Annotated in this window: 17 protein-coding genes; 9 read left to right on the forward strand and 8 right to left on the reverse strand. The window is 69.8% G+C overall.

Annotated elements, in window-relative coordinates; all coding sequences use genetic code 11:
• Positions 1–7 precede the first annotated feature (7 nt).
• Positions 8–1,306, reverse strand: coding sequence for an ABC transporter substrate-binding protein (locus AC13HU_RS00640; protein ID WP_483039674.1), 1,299 nt, complete (start codon positions 1,304–1,306; stop codon positions 8–10).
• 328 nt (positions 1,307–1,634) lie between these two features.
• Between AC13HU_RS00640 and AC13HU_RS00645 the strand changes: the two genes are divergently transcribed.
• Together AC13HU_RS00645 and AC13HU_RS00650 are read left to right on the forward strand one after the other, a co-directional pair.
• A complete protein-coding gene (locus AC13HU_RS00645; RefSeq protein WP_483039675.1) occupies positions 1,635–2,402 on the forward strand; it encodes a FadR/GntR family transcriptional regulator in 768 nt (255 codons plus the stop codon).
• A 61-nt stretch (positions 2,403–2,463) separates the two neighbouring features.
• Positions 2,464–3,507, forward strand: coding sequence for an enolase C-terminal domain-like protein (locus AC13HU_RS00650; RefSeq protein WP_483039676.1), 1,044 nt, complete (start codon positions 2,464–2,466; stop codon positions 3,505–3,507).
• Positions 3,508–3,845: 338 nt separating this feature from the next.
• Here AC13HU_RS00650 and AC13HU_RS00655 read toward each other — a convergent pair whose 3' ends face one another.
• Genes AC13HU_RS00655 through AC13HU_RS00680 form a run of 6 tightly spaced genes read right to left on the reverse strand, consistent with a single transcriptional unit; the run spans position 3,846 to position 9,477 of the window.
• The gene (locus tag AC13HU_RS00655; protein WP_483039677.1) at positions 3,846–4,880 is read right to left on the reverse strand and encodes a mannonate dehydratase; all 1,035 of its coding nucleotides are present in this window, start codon (positions 4,878–4,880) and stop codon (positions 3,846–3,848) included.
• A complete protein-coding gene (locus AC13HU_RS00660) occupies positions 4,877–5,725 on the reverse strand; it encodes a fumarylacetoacetate hydrolase family protein (RefSeq protein ID WP_483039678.1) in 849 nt (282 codons plus the stop codon). The genes AC13HU_RS00655 and AC13HU_RS00660 overlap by 4 nt, the downstream gene beginning before the upstream one ends.
• 53 nt (positions 5,726–5,778) lie before the next feature.
• Entirely contained in the window at positions 5,779–6,516 is a 738-nt protein-coding gene (locus AC13HU_RS00665) for an SDR family NAD(P)-dependent oxidoreductase (protein WP_483039679.1), read from the reverse strand.
• Positions 6,513–7,796: a phosphopyruvate hydratase gene (gene eno, locus AC13HU_RS00670; protein WP_483039680.1), complete on the reverse strand. Its 1,284-nt coding sequence runs from the start codon at positions 7,794–7,796 to the stop codon at positions 6,513–6,515. The genes AC13HU_RS00665 and eno overlap by 4 nt, the downstream gene beginning before the upstream one ends.
• Positions 7,790–8,809 carry a phosphotransferase family protein gene (locus tag AC13HU_RS00675; RefSeq protein WP_483039681.1) on the reverse strand — a complete coding sequence of 340 codons (1,020 nt, stop codon included), beginning with the start codon at positions 8,807–8,809 and terminating at the stop codon, positions 7,790–7,792. Before AC13HU_RS00675 ends, eno begins: the two co-directional genes overlap by 7 nt.
• Complete coding sequence (locus AC13HU_RS00680; RefSeq protein WP_483039682.1) at positions 8,806–9,477, reverse strand: GntR family transcriptional regulator; 672 nt, start codon at positions 9,475–9,477, stop codon at positions 8,806–8,808. Before AC13HU_RS00680 ends, AC13HU_RS00675 begins: the two co-directional genes overlap by 4 nt.
• Positions 9,478–9,653: 176 nt before the next feature.
• Here AC13HU_RS00680 and AC13HU_RS00685 point away from each other — a divergent pair, with 176 nt between their 5' ends.
• The 7 genes from AC13HU_RS00685 to AC13HU_RS00715 all read left to right on the forward strand — a co-directional run bounded on the left by AC13HU_RS00685 (position 9,654) and on the right by AC13HU_RS00715 (position 16,190).
• Complete coding sequence (locus AC13HU_RS00685; RefSeq protein ID WP_483039683.1) at positions 9,654–10,478, forward strand: ATP-binding cassette domain-containing protein; 825 nt, start codon at positions 9,654–9,656, stop codon at positions 10,476–10,478.
• Positions 10,475–11,524 (forward strand): ABC transporter permease, encoded by a 1,050-nt coding sequence (locus AC13HU_RS00690; RefSeq protein WP_483039684.1) that lies wholly within the window; start codon positions 10,475–10,477, stop codon positions 11,522–11,524. Before AC13HU_RS00685 ends, AC13HU_RS00690 begins: the two co-directional genes overlap by 4 nt.
• A 79-nt stretch (positions 11,525–11,603) precedes the next feature.
• Positions 11,604–12,587 (forward strand): substrate-binding domain-containing protein, encoded by a 984-nt coding sequence (locus tag AC13HU_RS00695; RefSeq protein WP_483039685.1) that lies wholly within the window; start codon positions 11,604–11,606, stop codon positions 12,585–12,587.
• Between the two features lie 113 nt (positions 12,588–12,700).
• Positions 12,701–13,468 carry an SDR family oxidoreductase gene (locus AC13HU_RS00700; protein WP_483039686.1) on the forward strand — a complete coding sequence of 256 codons (768 nt, stop codon included), beginning with the start codon at positions 12,701–12,703 and terminating at the stop codon, positions 13,466–13,468.
• A 6-nt stretch (positions 13,469–13,474) separates the two neighbouring features.
• The gene (locus tag AC13HU_RS00705) at positions 13,475–14,347 is read left to right on the forward strand and encodes an SMP-30/gluconolactonase/LRE family protein (RefSeq protein WP_483039687.1); all 873 of its coding nucleotides are present in this window, start codon (positions 13,475–13,477) and stop codon (positions 14,345–14,347) included.
• Between the two features lie 4 nt (positions 14,348–14,351).
• Complete coding sequence (locus tag AC13HU_RS00710; protein ID WP_483039688.1) at positions 14,352–15,302, forward strand: aldose 1-epimerase; 951 nt, start codon at positions 14,352–14,354, stop codon at positions 15,300–15,302.
• Positions 15,303–15,470: 168 nt separating this feature from the next.
• The gene (locus AC13HU_RS00715) at positions 15,471–16,190 is read left to right on the forward strand and encodes a GntR family transcriptional regulator (protein WP_483039689.1); all 720 of its coding nucleotides are present in this window, start codon (positions 15,471–15,473) and stop codon (positions 16,188–16,190) included.
• A 38-nt stretch (positions 16,191–16,228) separates the two neighbouring features.
• Here AC13HU_RS00715 and AC13HU_RS00720 read toward each other — a convergent pair whose 3' ends face one another.
• Complete coding sequence (locus AC13HU_RS00720; protein ID WP_483039690.1) at positions 16,229–19,102, reverse strand: LamG domain-containing protein; 2,874 nt, start codon at positions 19,100–19,102, stop codon at positions 16,229–16,231.
• Between the last annotated feature and the right edge of the window lie 133 nt (positions 19,103–19,235).

Genomic DNA, 19,235 nt, shown 5'->3' on the forward strand with positions numbered 1-19,235 from the left:
GGTCACCTCACTGCTCCTTGCTCAGCGCCTTGTTCATCAGCTTGGCCATCTGCCGGGCCGTGTCACCGACGTCCTTCGAGCCCGACCAGGCCGGCGCGAAGACCGTGGGCTCCTGGGACTGCCAGGCGTCGCTGTTCTCGGACGTCGGCAGCGGCACCGCGTACGGCACCTCGTCGAGGAACGACTGCAGGTGGAACTGGGGGGTGGCCGTCACCCATTCCTTCTGGGTGCCGTTGTAGGCCGGGATGACGCCGCCGTACTTCGCCTCGGTCTGCGCGGCCTGCTGCGAGCCGAGGTACGCGACGAACTCCGCGGCCTCCTTGGGATGTTTCGTCCTGGCGTAGGCGACGTTGGCGAGTCCATGGATGATGGAGGCGCGTTTGGCGCCCTGGGGCAGCACGGTCACGTCGACGTCGTTCTTGATGGTGTCGTTCTTGGCGAACTCCAGCGTGTTCCATGAGCCGCCGTAGTACATGGCGATCTTGCCGGACTCGAACAGCTGGGCAGGGTAGGTGTCCGTCATCGACTTCAGCGAAGGAGAGGAGCCCTGCTTGATCAGGTCCGTCCAGAACCGCAGCCCGCTGATCGCGGCCGGCTGGTCGTAGCCGGAGGACTTGCCGTCGGGCGAGATGACGTGTCCGCCGGCCTGGTAGATGGTGTCGTAGTAGTTCTCCTGGCCGAAGGGCGGCGCCAGGATGCCGTAGACGCCCTTCGAGGAGTCGGTGAGCTTGTGGGCCGCGTCGGAGAGGGTCTGCCAGTTCCAGGTGTTGTCCGGGTACTTCACCCCGGCGGCGTCGAAGAGCTTCTTGTTGTACCAGAGGCCCACGGTGTCGAAGTCCTTCGGCACGCCGTACTGCTTGCCGTGGTAGTTGTAGAGGGAGACCAGGCTCGCGGGGTAGTTCTTCATGCTCAAGCCGTCCTGCTTGAGCTGGTCGTCGAGCGGCAGCAGTATGTTGTTCGAGGCGTAGAGCTGGGCGTGGGGGCCGTTCATCCAGAACACGTCGGGCGCGCTCCCGCTGGTGGCGTCCGCCTGGAGCTTGGTCCAGAACTCCTGGCTCGCGGTGAGCTGGATGGAGATGTGGATCTTCGGGTGGGCCGCCTCGAACGCGTCGACGATGCGCTGCATGGCCGGCTGCTGGCTGCTGTCCCAGATGCGGTAGCTCAGATCGACCTTGCCGTCGCTGCTTCCTCCGCCCCCGCCGCAGGCGGCCGAGCCCATGAGCAGGCCGGAGATCGCGAGAAGAGCGCCCCAACGGGTTGCGGATCGCCGGGCGAAGCGCGGACGTCTGACTGATCGAGTACGCATGGCTGGCGCCTTTCGTGCATGGAACGGTCGAGATGTATCGGAAACATCGCTGGGGCACGTTCTCGGAACCGGTTGCAAGCGCCCTGGATAGGCGCGCTGTTCACGCCTGGGCGAGGTCGATTTTCCCTCGGATGATCGCGAGGGTGGGCCGTTGCAGCTCGCTCGGAGCGAGACTGAGTGTGGTGCGCCCGACCCATCGCGTCAAGGTCTTAGATGTGATTAAGTTCCCTCCTGAGTCAATGAATAGAGCAGAAACATTGGGTGCAGGCGGGAGGTGCCGGGTGATACTGGGGTCGCGAACAACCCGGAAGATGCGAGGGAGCACGACTTGACGTCAGAACCGTCATCCGCAGGCCGTTCGGCGGGCAGCGCGGGCGGGTACCGTCCCGGCTACGAGATCGCGGCCGAACGCATCCTTGAGTACATCGTCAAGGAGCGGCTCGCCCCCGGTACCCGGCTGCCCACCGAGAAGGACCTGGCCGACGCCGTCGAGATGAGCCGGACGGTGGTCAGGGAAGCGGTGAAGATCCTCTCCGCGGTGGGGCGGCTGTCCGTGCAGAAGGGGCGCGGCATCTATGTCGCCGAACCGGAGAGCGCGAAGTGGCAGGAGTCGTTCTCCCGGTTCCTGCCGGCCGATCTGCGGCAGGTGGACGAGATGTTCGAGTTCCGCCGTCACCTGGAGACCGCGATGGCGCGTCTGGCCGCGCAGCGGGCAACTCCCGCGCAGGTCAAGGCGATCCGCGAGGCGGCCGCTCAGTCGATGACGGCGGCGCTGGACGGCGGCGTGGAGGGCTTCAGCCGGGCCGACGAGGCGTTCCACGCCGCGGTCGGCACGGCGGCGTCGAACGTGTTCTTCGCCGCGACGGTCGACTCGGTGCAACGGCTGCAGCGGCAGGTCAGCGTCATAGGGCTGGCCGGCGTCGCGGGCGGGTCGCTCGTCGTGGCCGCCGAACAGCACCTGGCGATCGGGGAGGCCATCACTTCGGGGGACGAGGAGCGGGTGGAGTCGCTGATGGCCGAGCACATCGACATGACGGTCAGTCAGTTCCAGCGGGAGATCCGCAAGCGACTCCTTCCCGACGACGCCTCTTCCTGATCCACCCGATTCCACCCGATTGCATTCGATCCACCCGATTCCACGGACCCGAAGGATGGCCATGCGTATCACTGATGTCACGGTGGAACTCGTCGATCTGCCCGCGCAGCCGCCGTTCCGCTGGCGCCACGGGCTGCCGGGCTCCGAGGGTCCGGTGACCGGCGGCATCCTGCGCATCCACACCGACGACGGCCTGGTGGGAGAGGCGCACACCCGGCGCGGCCTCATCGTGGCCGACCTCGTGGAGCGCCGGATCCGTGCGGACCTGCTGGGCCGGGACGCGCTCGCCCGCGAGCTGCTCTGGCACCGCCTGTGGGAGCTCGACCGGATAGAGGAGTTTCCGATCTACGCGCTCGGACTGGTCGACGTCGCCCTGTGGGACATCGCGGCGAAGGCCGCGGAAGTGCCGCTGTACCGTCTGCTCGGTTCGTACCGCGAGGCGTTGCCCGCCTACGCGAGCACGGTCACGTTCTCCAGCGTGGCGGAGTACCTCGACGTCGCCGACCAGTGCCTGGCGGCGGGCTACTCCGCCGTCAAGCTGCATGCCTGGGGCGACGCCCGTGCGGACGCCGAGCTGTGCCAGAAGTTGCGCGCCCATGTCGGTGACGCGGTGCCGCTGATGTACGACGGCTCGGCCGGCTTCGACCTGGCCGACGCGGTCTACCTGGGCCGGGCGCTGGAGGAGGCCGGTTACACCTGGTACGAGGAGCCGATGCGGGAGTTCAGCGTCACCTCGTACCGATGGCTCGGCGAACGGGTCCGCGTCCCCCTGCTCGTCGCGGAGACGTCGGACGGCGTGCACCTGAACGCGGCGGACTTCATCGCGGCCGGCGCGGCGGGCTACGTCCGGACGAGTGCGCAGTACAAGGGCGGCGTCACCGGTGCGCTCAGGATCGCCCACCTCGCCGACAGTTTCCAACTGCGGGCCGAGGTGCACGGATCGGGCATCGTCAACGCCCACTTGTGCATGGCGATCGCGAACACCACGTACTACGAGTCCCTCGTCTACTCCAACCCCGTCGTACGCGAGCCCGCGGTGAGTGCCGACGGGATGGTGCACGCCCCCACGGCCCCGGGCGTCGGATACGGCGAGGAAGGCTGGTGACGCGGAGCCGCGGCAGCGTAGGCGAGTCTCCCCCTGGCGTCCACGACGGACACCCGCCTGCCCGCGTACGGCGTCGCGACCGGCGCCGTCCGCCCGCTGTGGACGCCCGCTGTGGACGGCCGGCAGCCCCGAACCGGTGACCGCAGTAGGGTCGCGTAGACACTCGGGTACGAGCTCCGATGGTGGAGCCGTCGGGGCTGCCGGCCGTCCCGCTCGCTACGAGCGGGACGGTAGTACGGGCGTCTCCGGACGAGCCCCTCCCTGACATCGTCGGGTGAGGCATGCCGTTCTGCGGGTCGGCCCGAGAGCCTGCCGGGCGGAGGTCGCCCGGCAGGTTTTCAGTCGAGGTCGAGCGCGTTGAGGATGCCCTGGAGATAGCCGAGTGCGTGGGCGCGCCCGCGACTGCAGTATGCCTCGGAGGAGGTGTCCATCCAGGTGTCGCGGTCGCCGATCATGGCCGGCACGTGATCGTCGATCAGGAAGCCGTCGAAACCCGCGTCGTGGAGCCGGCGGATCACCCGGGCCGGGTGGTAGTTGCCCTCGCCGAGGAAGCACTCGCGGAAGGCGGGGACCGTGCCCTGGACGTCGCGGAAGTGGACGTAGAAGATCGCACCGACGGGCCCGAGGGTGTCGATGACCTCGTTGACCGCATCCTCGCCACCCATCTCGGACACCGTGCCGAGGCAGAAGTTCACCCCCCACGAGGGGCTCTCCTTGGCCTGCGCACGGGCGGCCACGAGGGAGCCGGGCGAGGTGAAGATGCGGGCGGCGCCGCCGAGCGGCTCGTCGACCGGCGGGTCGTCGGGGTGCAGTGCCAGACGCACGCCGACCTCTTCGGCGACGGGGAGGACCGCGTCGAGGAAGTACTGGTGGTTGGCCCACATCTGTTCGGCCGTCAGAGGCTCTTCGAGCGGTGCGGTCGGCGAGAGCCGGTAGGACGCGAGGGCGTTGCCGGCGCCCACTTCGGCGAGGTCGAAGGCGGTGACCTTGGCGCCGCCGCGGCCGGCAGCCTTCATGTCGGTGCGCCAGACGAAGGTGGGCAGCCAGTTGTAGCCGAGCAGGTCGAAACCGGCCGCCGCCATGTTGCGGATGGTTCTGCGGTAGTTGGCGATCTGCTCGTCCCGGCCGGGTAGCCCGCGCTGGATCTTCCAGAAGTGGGCGAGGGGGACGTTCTCCAGCCCGTCGACGGTCAGGCCGTCGCCGTCGCAGCGCTCGCGCAGCGCTCGCAGCTCTTCCAGGCTCCAGAACCCCTGTTCGCCCGGGAGCAGGTTCGGGGTGTGGAACTGCACGCTGGTCAGACCGAGTTGGTGGGCGAAGGTGGCCGTCCGGTCGTCGTAGACGTCGATGTGGCCGAGGGAGAGCCGGATCGTCATGCCCGCACCGCCTTCTGGCTCTGCCGGCCGAGGCCGTCGATCTCGACCTCGACGCCATCGCCTTCGCCGAGGTAGGGGAACCGGCCGGAGGCCGCTACGCCCTCCGGGGTGCCGGTGTTGACGAGGTCGCCGGGTTCGAGCACGGTGACCTGGCTGAGCTGGTAGATCAGCGTGGCGATGCTGAAGACCATGTCGGCCGTCGTGGAGTTCTGCCGAACTTCGCCGTTGACCCAGGAGCGCAACCCCAACGCCTGGGGGTCGGGCAACTCGTCGGGCGTGACGAGCCAGGGGCCGAGCGGGTTGAAGGTCTCACAGCTCTTGCCCTTGGACCACTGGCCTCCGCTGATCTCCATCTGGAACTCGCGCTCGGACAGGTCGTTGGAGACGGCGTATCCCGCGATGTGGTCGAGGGCTTGGTCGGGTGAGTCCAGGTAGCGGGCTCGGCGGCCGATGACGACGGCGAGTTCCACCTCCCAGTCCGTCTTGCTCGATCCGCGCGGAAGGAGGATGTCGTCGTAGGGGCCGACCACGGTGTTCGGTGCCTTGTAGAACATCACCGGGTGCGGCGGCGGAGCGGCTCCGGTCTCGGCGGCGTGGGCGGCGTAGTTCATGCCGATGCACAGCACCACACCGGGGCGGGCGATGGGTGCGCCGACGCGCATCCCGGCCGGGACCGGCGGAAGGGTGCCCGCGGCGAGCGCCGCCCGGACCCGGGCCGGGCCGTCGCCCGCCAGGAAGGCGCCGTCGATGTCGGGGGTCAGCTGACGCAGGTCGAGGTGCTCACCGTCCGGGGTGAGCACGACGGGTATCTCCGCGCCGGGGGCGCCGAGGCGCATCAATCGCATGTGAACTCCGTCTACAGGGTCGAGCGGTACGGGTGGGGATCGCGGGAGTCCGGTCAGCCGGCCAGCAGGCCGCCGTCCAGCACGAGTTCGGTGCCGGTGATGAACGAGGCGGCGTCGGAGGCCAGGTAGAGGGCGGCCTGGGCGATCTCGTCGGGCTGTCCCAGGCGCCCCATGGGCTGACGGGCGACAAGACCCGCGCGGGCCTGCTCGGGGTCGTCGGCGGCGGCGAGCAGGCGCCCCACCCACGGCGAGTCGACGGTGCCGGGACAGATCGAGTTGCAGCGGATGCCGGTGCCCGCGTACTGCACGGCGACCTGCTTGGTGAAAGCGACGACCGCGCCCTTGCTGGCGCAGTAGGCGGCGCGGTCCTTGAGACCGATGAGCCCGGCGGCCGAGGCGGTGTTGACGATGACCCCGTAGCTCTGCGCCAGCATGGTGGGCAGCGCGAACTTGGTGCCGAGGAAGACGCCGCGGGCGTTGACCGCGAAGACCCGGTCCCACTCCTCGACCGAGCAGGCGATCGGGTCGGTGGTGGAGGATGCGCCGGCGTTGTTGCAGAGGACATCGATCCGACCGGTCTCGTCCAGGGCCTTTGCCAGGCCCGCCGAAACCGAATCGGCGTCGGTGACGTCGACGCGCAGCGGCGTGGTGCCCTCCGGAACGTCGTCGGGGGCGAGGTCCGCGGCGTAGACGCGGGCGCCCTCGGCGTGGAACAGGCGAGCCATCTCGCGGCCGATGCCGGAGCCGGCCCCGGTGACGATGACAGTGCGTCCGTCGAATTGCGTGCTCATACGGTTTCCCTCCCAGGTCGTCCGCCCGGCCACGGCCCGGCGAAGACGGTTTCCTCGGTCGCCTCAAGTTCCAGCAGGCGGTTCCACTTGGCGGTGCGCTCGGACCGGTGGGTCGAGCCGACCTTGATCTGGCCGGCGCGCCAGCCGACGGCCAGATCGGCGAGCCAGCTGTCCTCGGTCTCTCCGGAGCGGGCGGAGACCACGGTTCGGTATCCCGCGGTGCGGGCCAGTTCCACGACCGAGCGGGAACTGCTGACCAGTCCGTTCTGGTTCACCTTGACCAGCACGGAGTTGGCGACGCCGTCGGTGATACCGCGCCGCAGCCGCTCGACGGAGGTGACGAACAGGTCGTCGCCGACGAGTTCGACGCGCTCGCCGAGTACTGCGGTGGCTTCCTGCCAGCCCTCCCAGTCGTCCTCGGCGAGGGCGTCCTCGACCGAGATCACGGGGTAGCGGTCGCACCAGTCGGCGATCTCGGCGATCAGCGCCGAGGCCGTCAGCTCCCGCTGCTCAAGGGCCAGTCGGTAGCGGCCGTCGTGGAAGAACTGCGTGGCGGCCACGTCGATCGCGATCGCGACGTCCGTTCCGGGTGTGAAGCCGGCCGCCTGGATCGCCTCGGTGAGCAGGTCGAGCGCCGCACGATTGGTCCCCAGCGGAAGGCCGAGGCCGCCCTCGTCGGCCACGAGCGCGGCCTGGGCGTGGCCGCGTGCCAGCGCCAGCCGGGTGGCCGCTTCGCGGACGGCGACCGCCCATTCGACGGCCTGGGCGAAGCTCGTCGCGCCTACCGGGACGGCCAGGAAGTCCTGGACGTCGAGCATCCGGCCGGCGTGGGCCCCGCCGGACAGGACGTTGACCATGGGCATGGGCAGCAGCAAGGGCCCGGTGTCGGCGGCCAGGTAGCGGGCCAGCGAGGTGCCGTGGGCGGCAGCCGCGGCACGCTGGGCGGCGAGGGATACGGACAGGACGGCGTTGGCTCCCACACCGGCGAAGGAAGGGGACGGGTCGGCCGCGCGCAGTGCCGCGTCCACCTGGTCGGGGGCCAGGCCCGTCACCAACGGCGCGAGGATGTCGGTGACGTGGCCGACGGCCGTGCGGACGCCGCGTCCGCCGTATCGTTCACCGCCGTCCCGCAACTCCACTGCCTCGTGCGAGCCCGCCGAGGCGCCGGAAGGCACCAGGGCGACTCCCTGGGCGCCGCCTTGGAGGTCGACTCGTGCGGCGACCGTGGGGCGCCCGCGCGAGTCGAGGGCCTCCCAGGCGTCTACATTCGTGATCAGCATCTGTTCTCCGTGATCTTCGCCCAGACTTCCTCGATCGCCGGGTCGTCTGCCCGGAGCAGGTCGAGGGCCAGGATTCGTACCTTCGCGGCGGTCGCCGGGTCCAGGTATCCAGCAGGTGACAGGCCGTCGACCCGGGCGAGCAGCAGGCAGGCGGTGTGCCAGCCGATTCGCTCCACCGGCGGCCGCCGGCCCGAGTCGAGGATGGCCCGGTGCGCGTCCAGGAACTGCTCCGCGGCGGACGCGAACTCCAGTGCCCGGTGCGGCAGGTGCATCGCCTTCAAGGCGAGATGGCACTGGAGGAAGGCGAGGTCGAAGACGGCCGCGCCGACGTGGGCGACCTCGAAGTCGAGCACCATCAGCCCGTCCGGACCGACCAGGACGTTCTTGGGGGAGAAGTCACCGTGGACCAGGCAGTCGCGCCGGCCGCGCAGTTCGGCGGCCAGGTCGACGACACGCTCGGCAACGTCGGGGTGGGCGGCGGCGACCGCGCCGTGGAAGGGGTCCAGGCGTAGCTGGTCCAGCGCCTCGTAGTCGTCGAAACGAGCGGCCACGTGCGCGGCTTCCCAGGTGCGGTCCTGCCAGGTGCCGAGCACGGTGCCGAGGGTCCGTGCCGTCGCGGCGGTGCCGTTTGCGGGATCGGATGCCTCGCCGAGCAGGACGCTCTTCCAGGAGAGCCAGTCGGCCGGCGCGGCGGTCATCACGATCGTGTGCTGCTCGGCGTCGGCGTGCACCAGTTGCGGCGTGTACTGCGGGGTCAGGCCGTGCAGCAGTTCCAGGGCGGCGGCCTCGGTCATGGCCCGTTCGGGCTTGGCCGTCCAGTGCCCGGCCACCAGTAGCCGGCTGAGTGCCCGTTTGATCACCAGGCGAGCAGGCGCGGCCTCGACGAGCAGGGTCTCCCCGGAGACACCGCCGGACAGGGGGATCACGCGCGGCGGTTGGAGCAGGGACTCCCGGTACAGGTACCCGACCGGGTCGCGCGTGGGCGTGTCGTGGGAATCGTGATCGGTGCTCATTCGCTGAAGTACCCCGGGTGTTGGGCCCGCAACTGCGGGCCGCTGTCCAGAACGCGGTGGGCATGGCGGCGGATGTGCGCCCGGCCGCCTGGGGCGTCGCCGGCCTCCAATGCGTCGACGATGGCCGTGTGTTCGTCGATCAGGCCCAGCACGGTGTCCGGGTCGGGCAGGCTGAGCCGACGCAAGCGGTCGAGGTGCATCTTCAACGGCTGGATGACCTGCCAGGCCGTGTGGTAACCGCTGAGCGCGAAGAGCTGCCCGTGCAGCGCCTCGTCGGCGGCGAAGAATCCGTCCAGATCGTGGGTCCGGTGGCAGTGCTCCTGCTCCACCAGCAGTGCGCGCAGGACGCTGACGTCCCGGTCCGGCTTCTCGCATGCGGCGGAGAAGGCGGCGGTCTCCAGGCTCTCCCTGATGAACCGCGCCTGTTCCACGTCGCTGAGCCGGATCAGTTCGACCCGCGTCCCCACCTGCGGGACCACGGACACCATTCCGGCTTCCGCGAGCCGGGCGATCGCCTCGCGCAGCGGGGTGCGGCTGACATGGAGTCGCTCGGCCAGCTCGGTCTCGGACAGAGCGGCCCCCGGCGGTATCCGGAGGTCGCGGATGGCCGACGCGAGTTCGTCGTAGACGCGGTCGGACGTCCGTTGCCGGACGCGACTTCTGCCCACGGATGCGAGCGTCTGCATCCCAAAGTCTCGATCTGGTTTCACGAAAAGAATCCTTGCATACTGGCGTACTTGTATGCAAGCGTGGCTACGGTCACACTGCTTGCGGATCACGACCGGAAGCACGACGACCACTGCAGAGCATCCGAGTCGCCAACAAGAGAGGAGGACTCGTGTCGATGGATCTGTCGAATACGACACCACCCGCCGCCCCCAAGGACGCAGGAACACCGGTCCTTTCGGCCACCGGCATCTCCAAGCGCTTCGGTCACGTCACCGCGCTGACCGACGTGTCGTTGGAGGTCGCCCCGGGCGAAGTCGTGGCCCTGATGGGCGACAACGGCGCGGGCAAGTCGACTCTGATCAAGATCCTTTCCGGCGCGCTGGCGCCCGACGGCGGTGAGCTGCGCGTCCGCGGTCAGAAGGTCAACTTCGCCAGCCCCTCGGACGCCCGGTCGGCCGGGATCGAGACCGTCTACCAGGACCTCGCCCTCGCCGACGACCTGTCCGCCCCGGCCAACCTGTTCCTGGGCCGCGAGTACAAGAAGCCCGGCATGCTCGGTCGCCTCGGCGTCCTGGACGTCAGGCGGATGCAGACCGAGGCCGAGGACTACCTGCGTGACCTCGGCACCCGCATCCCCGACTACAGGGCCCCGGTGCGCATGTTCTCGGGCGGCCAGCGCCAGAGCGTGGCGATCGCACGTGCCGGGAAGTGGGCGCGCGAGCTGGTCATCATGGACGAGCCCACCGCCGCCCTCGGCCTGGTCCAGACCGAACAGGTGGCCCGGCTCATCAAGCGCACCCGGGACCAGGGCATCGCCGTCATCGTCATCAGCCACAGCGTGCCGTTCGTCTTCGATGTGGCCGACCGGATCGTGGTGCTCCGTCTGGGCACCGCCGCCGCGACGCTGTCCCCGGCCACGACCTCGCACGACGGGATCGTCGCCGCCATCACCGGCGCCGCGCCCAGCACCCCCACCGACCCCCAGGGGAGGACGGCATGACCTCGAACAGCTCGACCGCCCAAGTGTCCACGGCCGGCGCCGAAGATCTGCCGCTGCCGCGCCGGCTGGCCGGCGCCCTGACCGGTAACTGGGTCTTCCTCGCGCTGCTGATCCTGGTCGCGGTCTTCTCGGTCAAGGCGGGCGGGACCTTCTTCAACACCGACAACTTCCGCAACATCCTCTTCAATGCCTCCGGCACGATGCTGCTCGCCGTCGGGACCGCCTTCCTCATCATCGGCGGCCAGTTGGACCTGTCGATCGGCTCGGTGCTGGTGTTCAGCGAGGTCGTCGCCGCCAAGGTGATCGTCGCGCTCGCCGGCTCCTCCGCCGCGGGCTACCCCCACGCGTGGGTGGCCATCACCGTCGGCATCGTCGTCGCCGTCGTGGTCGGCGCGGCCTGGGGCCTGCTGAACGGCGTGCTCGTGACCCGGCTGAAGATCCCCTCGTTCGTCATCACCCTCGGCACGCTCGGCATGGCGATGGGCCTGGCCCAGGTCATCACCAAGGGCACCGACGTCACCGGCCTGCCACCGCAGATCGTCACCGGCCTGGGCCTGCGCAAGGAACTCGGGCTGCCCCTGCCGGTGTGGATCGCCGCTGCCGTGACACTGGTCGCCGGACTGGTGCTGGCCAAGACGAAGTTCGGCCGCTACACCTACGCCATCGGCTCCAACGCCGAGGGCGCGCGTCGCAGCGGCATCAAGGTCGCCCGGCACCAGATCGTGCTGTTCGTCATCATGGGTGCCCTTGCGGGCCTCGCCGGGCTGCTCGACGTCGCCCGCTACACCACCACCGAGGTCAGCGGCCACAGCAGCGACAACCTCGTCGCCATCGCCGCGGTCATCATCGGCGGGGCCAGCCTGTTCGGTGGACGAGGCACGCTCTTCGGCACCGCCGTCGGGATCATGATCCCGGCCGTGCTCAACAACGGCCTGGTCATCATCAACGTCCAGCCCTTCTGGCAGACCGTGGCCATCGGCGCGATCCTCATCGTCGCCGTCGCGTTCGACGACATCAAACGCCGCCAGCAACTACGCGCCTCCTGACGACCGGTGCGCCCGGCCGGCGCACCGGTCCTCCGCCCCGTTCCCCTCCACCGCTCACAGCAGAAGCTCGGAGTACGTCATGTCCCATAGAGTTACCCGCCTCGCGTTGGCGGCCACGACCGCTGTGGTCGCCCTGACCTCCGCGGCATGCTCCTCGTCCGGCTCCGGCACCTCCACCGCCTCCGGTGGTGGCGGCAAGCACTACACCGTCGCGTTCATTCCGGGGTGTACCTGCGATCCGTATTACTCGACGGAGACCGCGGGGTTCAAGGCGGCCGCGAAGGCCGCGGGTATGACCGCGATCGTCCAGGGATCGGCGGACTTCCAGGCGTCCGAGCAGATCCCGGTGCTCCAGGCCGTCGTGCAGCGCAAGCCCGACGCGATCGTCATCGACCCGACCGACGCGAACGCGCTGGCCGGCCCCATCGAAGCCGCCATCGCCCAGGGCATCCCGGTCATGACGACCGGCAACGACGTCAACTCCAAGAAGATCTTCACCTCCATCGCGGCCAGCTCCGTCGACGGCGGCAAACTCGGCGCCCAGGAACTGATCAAGCAGGCACCCAACGGCGGCGACGTGGTGTTCGTCCACATCAAACCCGGCGTCAGCTCCATCGACGACCGCGACAAGGGCTTCAAGCAAGCCTTCGCGGGCAACACCAAATACCACGTACTGCCCGAGCTCTACGCCGGCCAGGACTCCGCCACCCAGGCCGCGAGCCTGGTCCAGGCCGCGATCGCCGCCCACCCCAAACTCGTCGCCATCTTCGCCTCCAACGTCATCACCGCCGAAGGCGCCGCCAACGCCATCCAAACAGCCGGCAAACAAGGCAAGATCGCAGTCCTCGGCTACGACGCCGGACCGCAAGAAGTCACCGACCTCAACGCCGGCACACTCACCGCACTCGTCTCCCAGAACCCCTACCGCATCGGCCAACTGGCCGTACAGAACGCGAAGCAGTACCTGGGTGGCAAGCACGACCTCCCGAAGGAGCAACCGCTGGTCCCGGTCGTCGTCACCAAGGCAACCCTTGCCGACAACCAGACCGCCCTCTACAAGTGACCTGACCGAACACACAACTGGCACATCACGGGTCGGGTGAGGTGCGAAGCTCCCGGGCCATCCCCTGGCCCGGACTCACCCGAAGTCCCGCAGCACGGAAGGATACGGACCCGATGGAGTTCGATGGCAGGACCGCGCTGGTCACGGGCGGTTCGAGCGGGATCGGCTTGGCCGCGGCCAAGCTCCTCACGGCGCGCGGTGCGAACGTGGTCTGTGCCGCGCTCGCCGCGCCCGACACACCCGACCCGGACCTCACCTACGAGGCCGCCGACGTCACCGACGAGGAGTCCGTCGCCGCCGTCGTCGACCGCGTGATGCGCCGGCACGGCCGCCTCGACATCCTGGTCACCAGTGCCGGGATCCAGCGCTACGGCGCCGCCGCCGACACCAGCACCGAGAGCTGGCAGGAAGTCATGGACGTGAACGTGCGAGGCGCCTTCTACGCCGTCAAGCACGCCCTGCCGGCCCTGCGCGCCTCGGGCGCCGGCTCCATCGTGCTGGTCTCCTCCGTCCAGGCATTCGTCACCCAGACGAACGTCGCCGCCTACACCGCGAGCAAAGGCGCCCTCAACGCCCTGGCCCGTTCCGTTGCCGTCGATGAAGCGCAGCATGGCGTGCGGGCCAACGCCGTCTGCCCGGGCTCCGTCGACACCCCTATGTTGCGTGCCTCCGCCGCCGGCCTCGCCGACCACCCCGACACGGCCGAGTCGTTGATCGCGACCTGGGGGCGCAGCCACCCGCTCGGCCGCGTCGCCCGCGCCGAGGAGGTCGCCGAAGCCATCGCCTTCCTCGCGAGCGACCGCGCGAGCTTCGTGACCGGCATCGCCCTGCCCGTCGACGGCGGCCTGCTCGCCCAGGCCGCCGTCGCCCTCCCGGAGTGACCCACCATGACTGACGACATCGAGACCAGCATCGCGTTCCCGGCCGCCGCACGCGTCGGAGAGGGCCCGTTCTGGGATGAGGAGACCGGCCGCCTGCACTGGGTGGACATCCTTGCCGGGAGGATCCACACCAGCGATCCGACCGCGCCCGGTCCGGCGACGCTCGCCTTGCCGACGTTCGTCGGCGCCGCCGTCCCGAAGTCCGCCGGCGGCTTCGTCACGGCCACCAGCGAGGGGTTCACCGACGTCGCGCCGGACGGCAGTTGGACCACCCGGCTGCGCGTGCTCGGCCCGGACGATCGCATGAACGACGCCAAGTGCGACCACCGTGGTCGCCTGTGGTCGGGCAGTTGCGCGCTCGACTTCACCGCCGGGCGCGGCGCGCTGCACCTGCTGAGCGGGGGGCCCGTCTGGCAGTCCGAACAGGTCCTGGAAGGGCTCACCCAGCCCAACGGCATGGACTGGAGCCCGGACCGCCGCACCTTCTACCTCATCGACACCGCGGCCCGGGAGTTGAACGCCTTCGACGTCCTGCCCGACGCCCCGCACCTGGCCCACCGCCGGGTCCTGTCCGGCTTCGCCGGCATCGACGGCGTACCCGACGGCATGAGCGTCGACGCACAGGGATGCCTGTGGGTGGCGATGTGGGGCGGGGGACGCCTGGTGCGACTCTCACCCGGGGGCGAGGTGCTGACGCAGATCCCCGTGCCCGTCACGCAGCCGTCCTCGTGCGCCTTCGGCGGCTCGGGCCTCGACGTCCTCTACGTCACCACCGCCCGCGAGGGTCTCGCCCTCGATCCGGACGCGCTCGACGGCTCGGTTCTCGCCGTGCGCGGCCTCGGCGTCACCGGCCTGCCGGCCCACCGTTTCGGAGGGTGACCTCATGCCCGACACGCTGCGTCTGCACAGCGAGCGGCTGACCGTGGACGTCACTCCGGGCAACGGGGCGGACATCACCGCACTCGTCGACCGCCGCAGTGGCGTCGACGTGCTGTTCCGCAGCCCCTGGGCCGGCCCCGACCTGGCCGGCTCGCCGATGACCGGCGACAGCCAGGTCGACTGGCTCGCCCGGTACGGCGGCGGCTGGCAGCAACTCGTCCCCAACGCGGGAGCCGAGCGAACCGTCGACGGTGTCCGCCGCGGCTACCACGGCGAGGCCGCGATCGCCGACTGGTCGGTCGAACGCGCCGACGAGTCCCACGCCGAGCTCACCACCCACCTGACGACCGCTCCGCTGCACCTGACCCGCTCCCTGCGGGTGGCGGGGGCGACCCTTCACGTCCATGACACCGTGACGAACACGGGCGACGAGCAGGTCCCGGTGATGTGGGTGCAACACCCCGGCTTCGGGGCGCCGTTCATCGACGGGAAGGCCACGCTCACCGTGCCCGCCCGCAGCGTCCTCACCGACGCCGAACAGCCCGGCACCCTCCTGCCTCCGGACGTCCTGGCCGCCTTCCCGCTGGTGGCGACCGACGACGGCGCCACGGTCGACCTGCGCCGGGTTCCCGGTCCGCACAGCCAGGTCTCCGTCTTCGCCTGCCTCACCGACTTCACCGAGGGCTGGTACGCCATCGACAGCCCCAGCGCGGGCTTCGGCCTCCGCGTCGCATGGGACCTCGGCGTGTTCCCGCACGCCTGGCTGTGGCAGGAGTGCCACGCCAGCGCCGAATTCCCCTGGTATCAGCGGGCCTACGTCGTCGCGATCGAACCGGCCAACGTGATCCCCGGCGCACCCTCACCCACCTGCCCCGAGCGCGGCAGGGCCCCCTTGCTGCAAAGTGGTGCCACCTGGTCCAGCGACATCTCGGTCACCATCGTCGACCGGAGTTGACAGCGGGTCCGTCCGGCCCGGCACCCCGCCGGCAGGCCCTTCGCCGCGCCCCGGGCCGGGGCCGGCCGTCCGGGCCTGACGGAACGGCGCCCGGCCGGACGCCTCGCTCTGCGGCCGTGTCCGTCGAGAAGTCGTCGTTCGTCGGACGACTGTGCCACTATCAGGGCCGTGACACCGGACAGCACCCAGTCGAGCGCGACGCGCGCGTTGGCCGCCGTGGGAGGCGCGCGCAGGCGCGAGCGCACCTCCGACCGCGTCTACAACGAGTTGCTCTCGGCCATCCTCGAACTGCGCCTGCCCCCGGGATCATCGCTGTCCGAGACCGAGCTGTCCGAGCAACTTCACGTCAGCCGCACACCGCTGCGTGAAGCGATCACGCGCCTGGTCGAGGCCGGGCTGGTCTCGGTCGTCCCGCAGGTCGGCACCCGGGTCGAGCCGATCCGGCTGCACGACGTGGAGCAGGCGCGGTTCGTGCGCGAAAGCCTGGAGACCTCGGCCGTCACCGTCGCGTGCGCGAAGCCCGAGCGGAACGTCCAGCCGCTGCGCACGCTGGTCGCCCAGCAGCAGGACTGCCTGAAGACCGGGGACCTGGAGGGCTTCCTCGCCGCCGACGACGGTCTGCACCGTCAGATCTTCGAACTCGCCGGTTACCCGGGCGTCTGGCAGACCATACAACCGGCGAAGATGCTGCTCGACCGGATCCGGCGGCTCAGCCTGCCCGACTCGACGACGGTCCGGGAACTGATCGCCGAACACACGGCCATCGTGGACGCCTTGGAGGCCGGCGACCCAGTGCGCGCCCACGAAGTCGTCAGCGCGCATGCCCGCCGCGTGTCCGACCACGCCCCGAGGCTCCTGGCCAAGCATCCGGACTACTTCGGGGAGTGATCCGGGACGGGTCGTCGCCCGTCCCGGACCCCAGGTCGTCAGCTCAGCGTCAGTCCGGACGAGGAACTGGTGATGGTGTGGCTGACTCCGTTCAGCCGCACTCCGGACAAGGTGGCCGCGAGCCCCCGCGGCACCGAGGCGTCCTTGAGGTTCGGCTTCGCACCGTCAGGGGTGTAGCCGAACAGGTCGCTGATGATGACGTCGGCGAACTTGCCGGCACCGACGAGGACGAAGGTCATCACGTCGCCCGCGATGACGCCGACATTTGCCGAGTTGACGGTCCACGCGCTGCCGAAGCCGGGGCGGCTGTCCGTCCAGTCGGCCGGATCCACCGGGTACGCGGTGGCGGTCACCACCTCGGTGGCAGTCGTGCCGGAGCCTTCGTCGAAGGGGAAGCGGAGTACGAGGGCGGGGTCGATGCGGCCGCCGCCCGCCGGACCGCGAACGTGGGTGTGCGCGATCTCCCTGGCCGTCAGGGCGCGGGTGTAGACGCGGGGTTCGTCGATGGCGCCGGAGAACCTCCGGGACTGGTCGGACGGGGAGTTGCCGATCACGACCGGGACCGCGGCCGAGGCGTCGACCGTGCCGGCCTGGGCCTTGGTGGCCTGCTGCACGCCGTCGACGTAGATGGTCATGGCAGCGCCGTCATAGACGGCGGCGACATGGTGCCAGGACCCGGTCGGCACGGTTGTGGTGGTGACCAGTTCGCTCCATCCGCCGCCGAGGCTGAGCGCGAAGGACAGCTTCCCCCCGGCTCCGGCGCGCAGCACGTAGCCGCCGTTGCCGGCGGCCCAGGTGTCCTTCGCGATGATGCTCGCCTGAAAGACCTGGCTCGGCCAGCTTGCGGCGTTGATCCAGGCGGTGACCGTCAGGGCCGCACCGGGGTTGAGCGCGGGCCGGTCCGTGACGGCCAGTGGGGCCGCGGGGGCGAGGGCGCCGGCCTGGGACAGCGGCCCCTGGTGGGTGATCCCCGAGAAGGTGGCGAGCATCTTCAGGAACGACGGGTAGTCACCGAAGCGGGCGAATGCCTGGGCGGTCAGGGCGGGCCAGGCAGCGTAGGCACCAAGGGTGCCGTGGTCCGGGCGGGGGACCGGGGCCTCGGAATCCTTCAACGACAGCGCGCGCATCCAGTCCGCGTCCAGCAGTTCGGTGCTGACGAAACTCTTCATCTCCTTCTGCTGCGTGGCGGTCAGGTCGTCGGCCAGCAGGTTGGAGGCGATGGCGAAGTCCACCACCGTACGCACGGTGACCAGGGTCCCGTCGGCGTGCCGGCAGTTCCACACACCCTCCCCCGGCACGTAGAGGTCCAGGACGTGCGGCAGGAGGTTCACCGCCGCGGCGGAGAGCGTGGCAGCCTGCGAGGCGTTCCCGGCTTTCTTCTGCAGGGCGCCGGCCTGGTTCATCATCCACACATTGGCGGCGTTCATCGAGGCGACCTGGTTGACGTACTTCGGCAGCACCTCCAGCAGGTTGCCGTTCTGTCCGTAGTCGGCGAGGTCCTGCCCGGCCGGGACCAGGCTCTGCCAGTGTGTGGCGCTGTCGGTCAGGTGCTGGAGCACCGTCGAGCCCGCGACCGCGGTGTCGAGGAAGGCGGTGTCACCGCTGTAGTTGACGTAGTTGAGGGTCGTGGTGAACACCGTCATATCGTTGGCCGAGTACCAGGGCCCGACCCCGTTGCCCTGGACGATGTCCACGGCGTAGCAGCCGTAGATGTCCTTCCCGAGCCAGTACGCCGTCAGCGCCCGCATCATCGCCGGGTCGAGCAGCGAAAGGATCACGGAACCGTAGGAGGTGTCCCAGAAGTAGGTCACCGTGCCGGCGTACTCGGGGGCACCGGTGATGTAGACCCGGTCGAAGCCGCTGTACGAACCGGTGCGCCCGAGAAGGGTGTTGAACGACGGGCCCAGGTTCGTCCGCTCGCAGCACAGCACCGAGAGGATGCTCGTGTAGTACAGGCGGGCGATGGCGTCACCAGTGGCGGAGCCGTCCGTGGACAGCACCGGAAGCGAGCCGGAGTAGTGCGGGTTGCCCGCGGTGAATGCCTGGGCCCAGCGCGTTGACCATGCGTCCGCCACCCCTGCGAACACGGTGCCGAAGTCCGCCGACGAGTCGCCGGCCTGCGCGATGACGTCCGTCGCGTCCGAGACCGCCGCGAGTGGCTTGCCGGTGGAGGTGTCGCCGACGGCCATGACGAGGTGCACGGTCGCGGTCGCGCCGGGGGCGACGGTCAGTGCCCACTGGACGGTGCCGGCGGCCCCGGAAGCGGTCCACTCGGCCCCGGAGTCGGCTGCGAAGGCCGCCACCGCGGGGCTGGACTTGTCGGAGACGAGCACGCTCGTGGCCGGCGAGCCCACGGTGGTGGCGGTGAAGTTCGAGTCGCCGGGCCGCGGTTGGCTCCAGGTCCAACCGTCGGTGGCCTTGCGGACGCGCGGATTCAGACTCACCCCCAGCGTGGTCGTGACCGAGGCACCGGTGGGGTTGGTCACCGATATCTGCCACAGCACCTGGTTGGCCTCGAAACCCAGCCGTGTCGCGGTCCGGACCGTCAGACCGGTCGGCGTCGTCGCCTTGCGCAGGATCTCGTAGGCCGACCAGCGCGACGAGTCCGTGGGCAGGCTCGCTCCGTCGACCGTGAGGTCCCCGCACGAACCGCCTTGTACGTAGGGGGCCAAGGTGAAGTTCGTGATGCCCATGATGTTCGGGTCGGCGTTGAGCCCACCGTAGAAGTTGAATATGCCCGGCAGGTGCTGCAAGGCGGACTGCGGCAGCCAGTCGCTGGTCAGCGAGTCCAGCGGTGGCGGCGACCCGGCCGGAGTGGCGGCCAGGGCAGCGGGGAGCAAAGGGGCCGCCCACGCGGCCAGTGTGCCGGCCCCGGTCAAGGTCAGGAAGGTACGGCGGCTGAGTGAGCTCAAGGAGTCCTCCGGGTCAGCTTGCACGTTTGCATGGGTATTCGTCTTGGCATGCGTCGTCAGGTTCGGGGAGCCGCGCCAGTGGGTCCGAGCCCAGGACACGGGCGGGTGCCGCTACTTGGCGGTGATGCTTCGC

The sequence above is a fragment of the Streptomyces sp. NH27 genome (assembly GCF_056859195.1).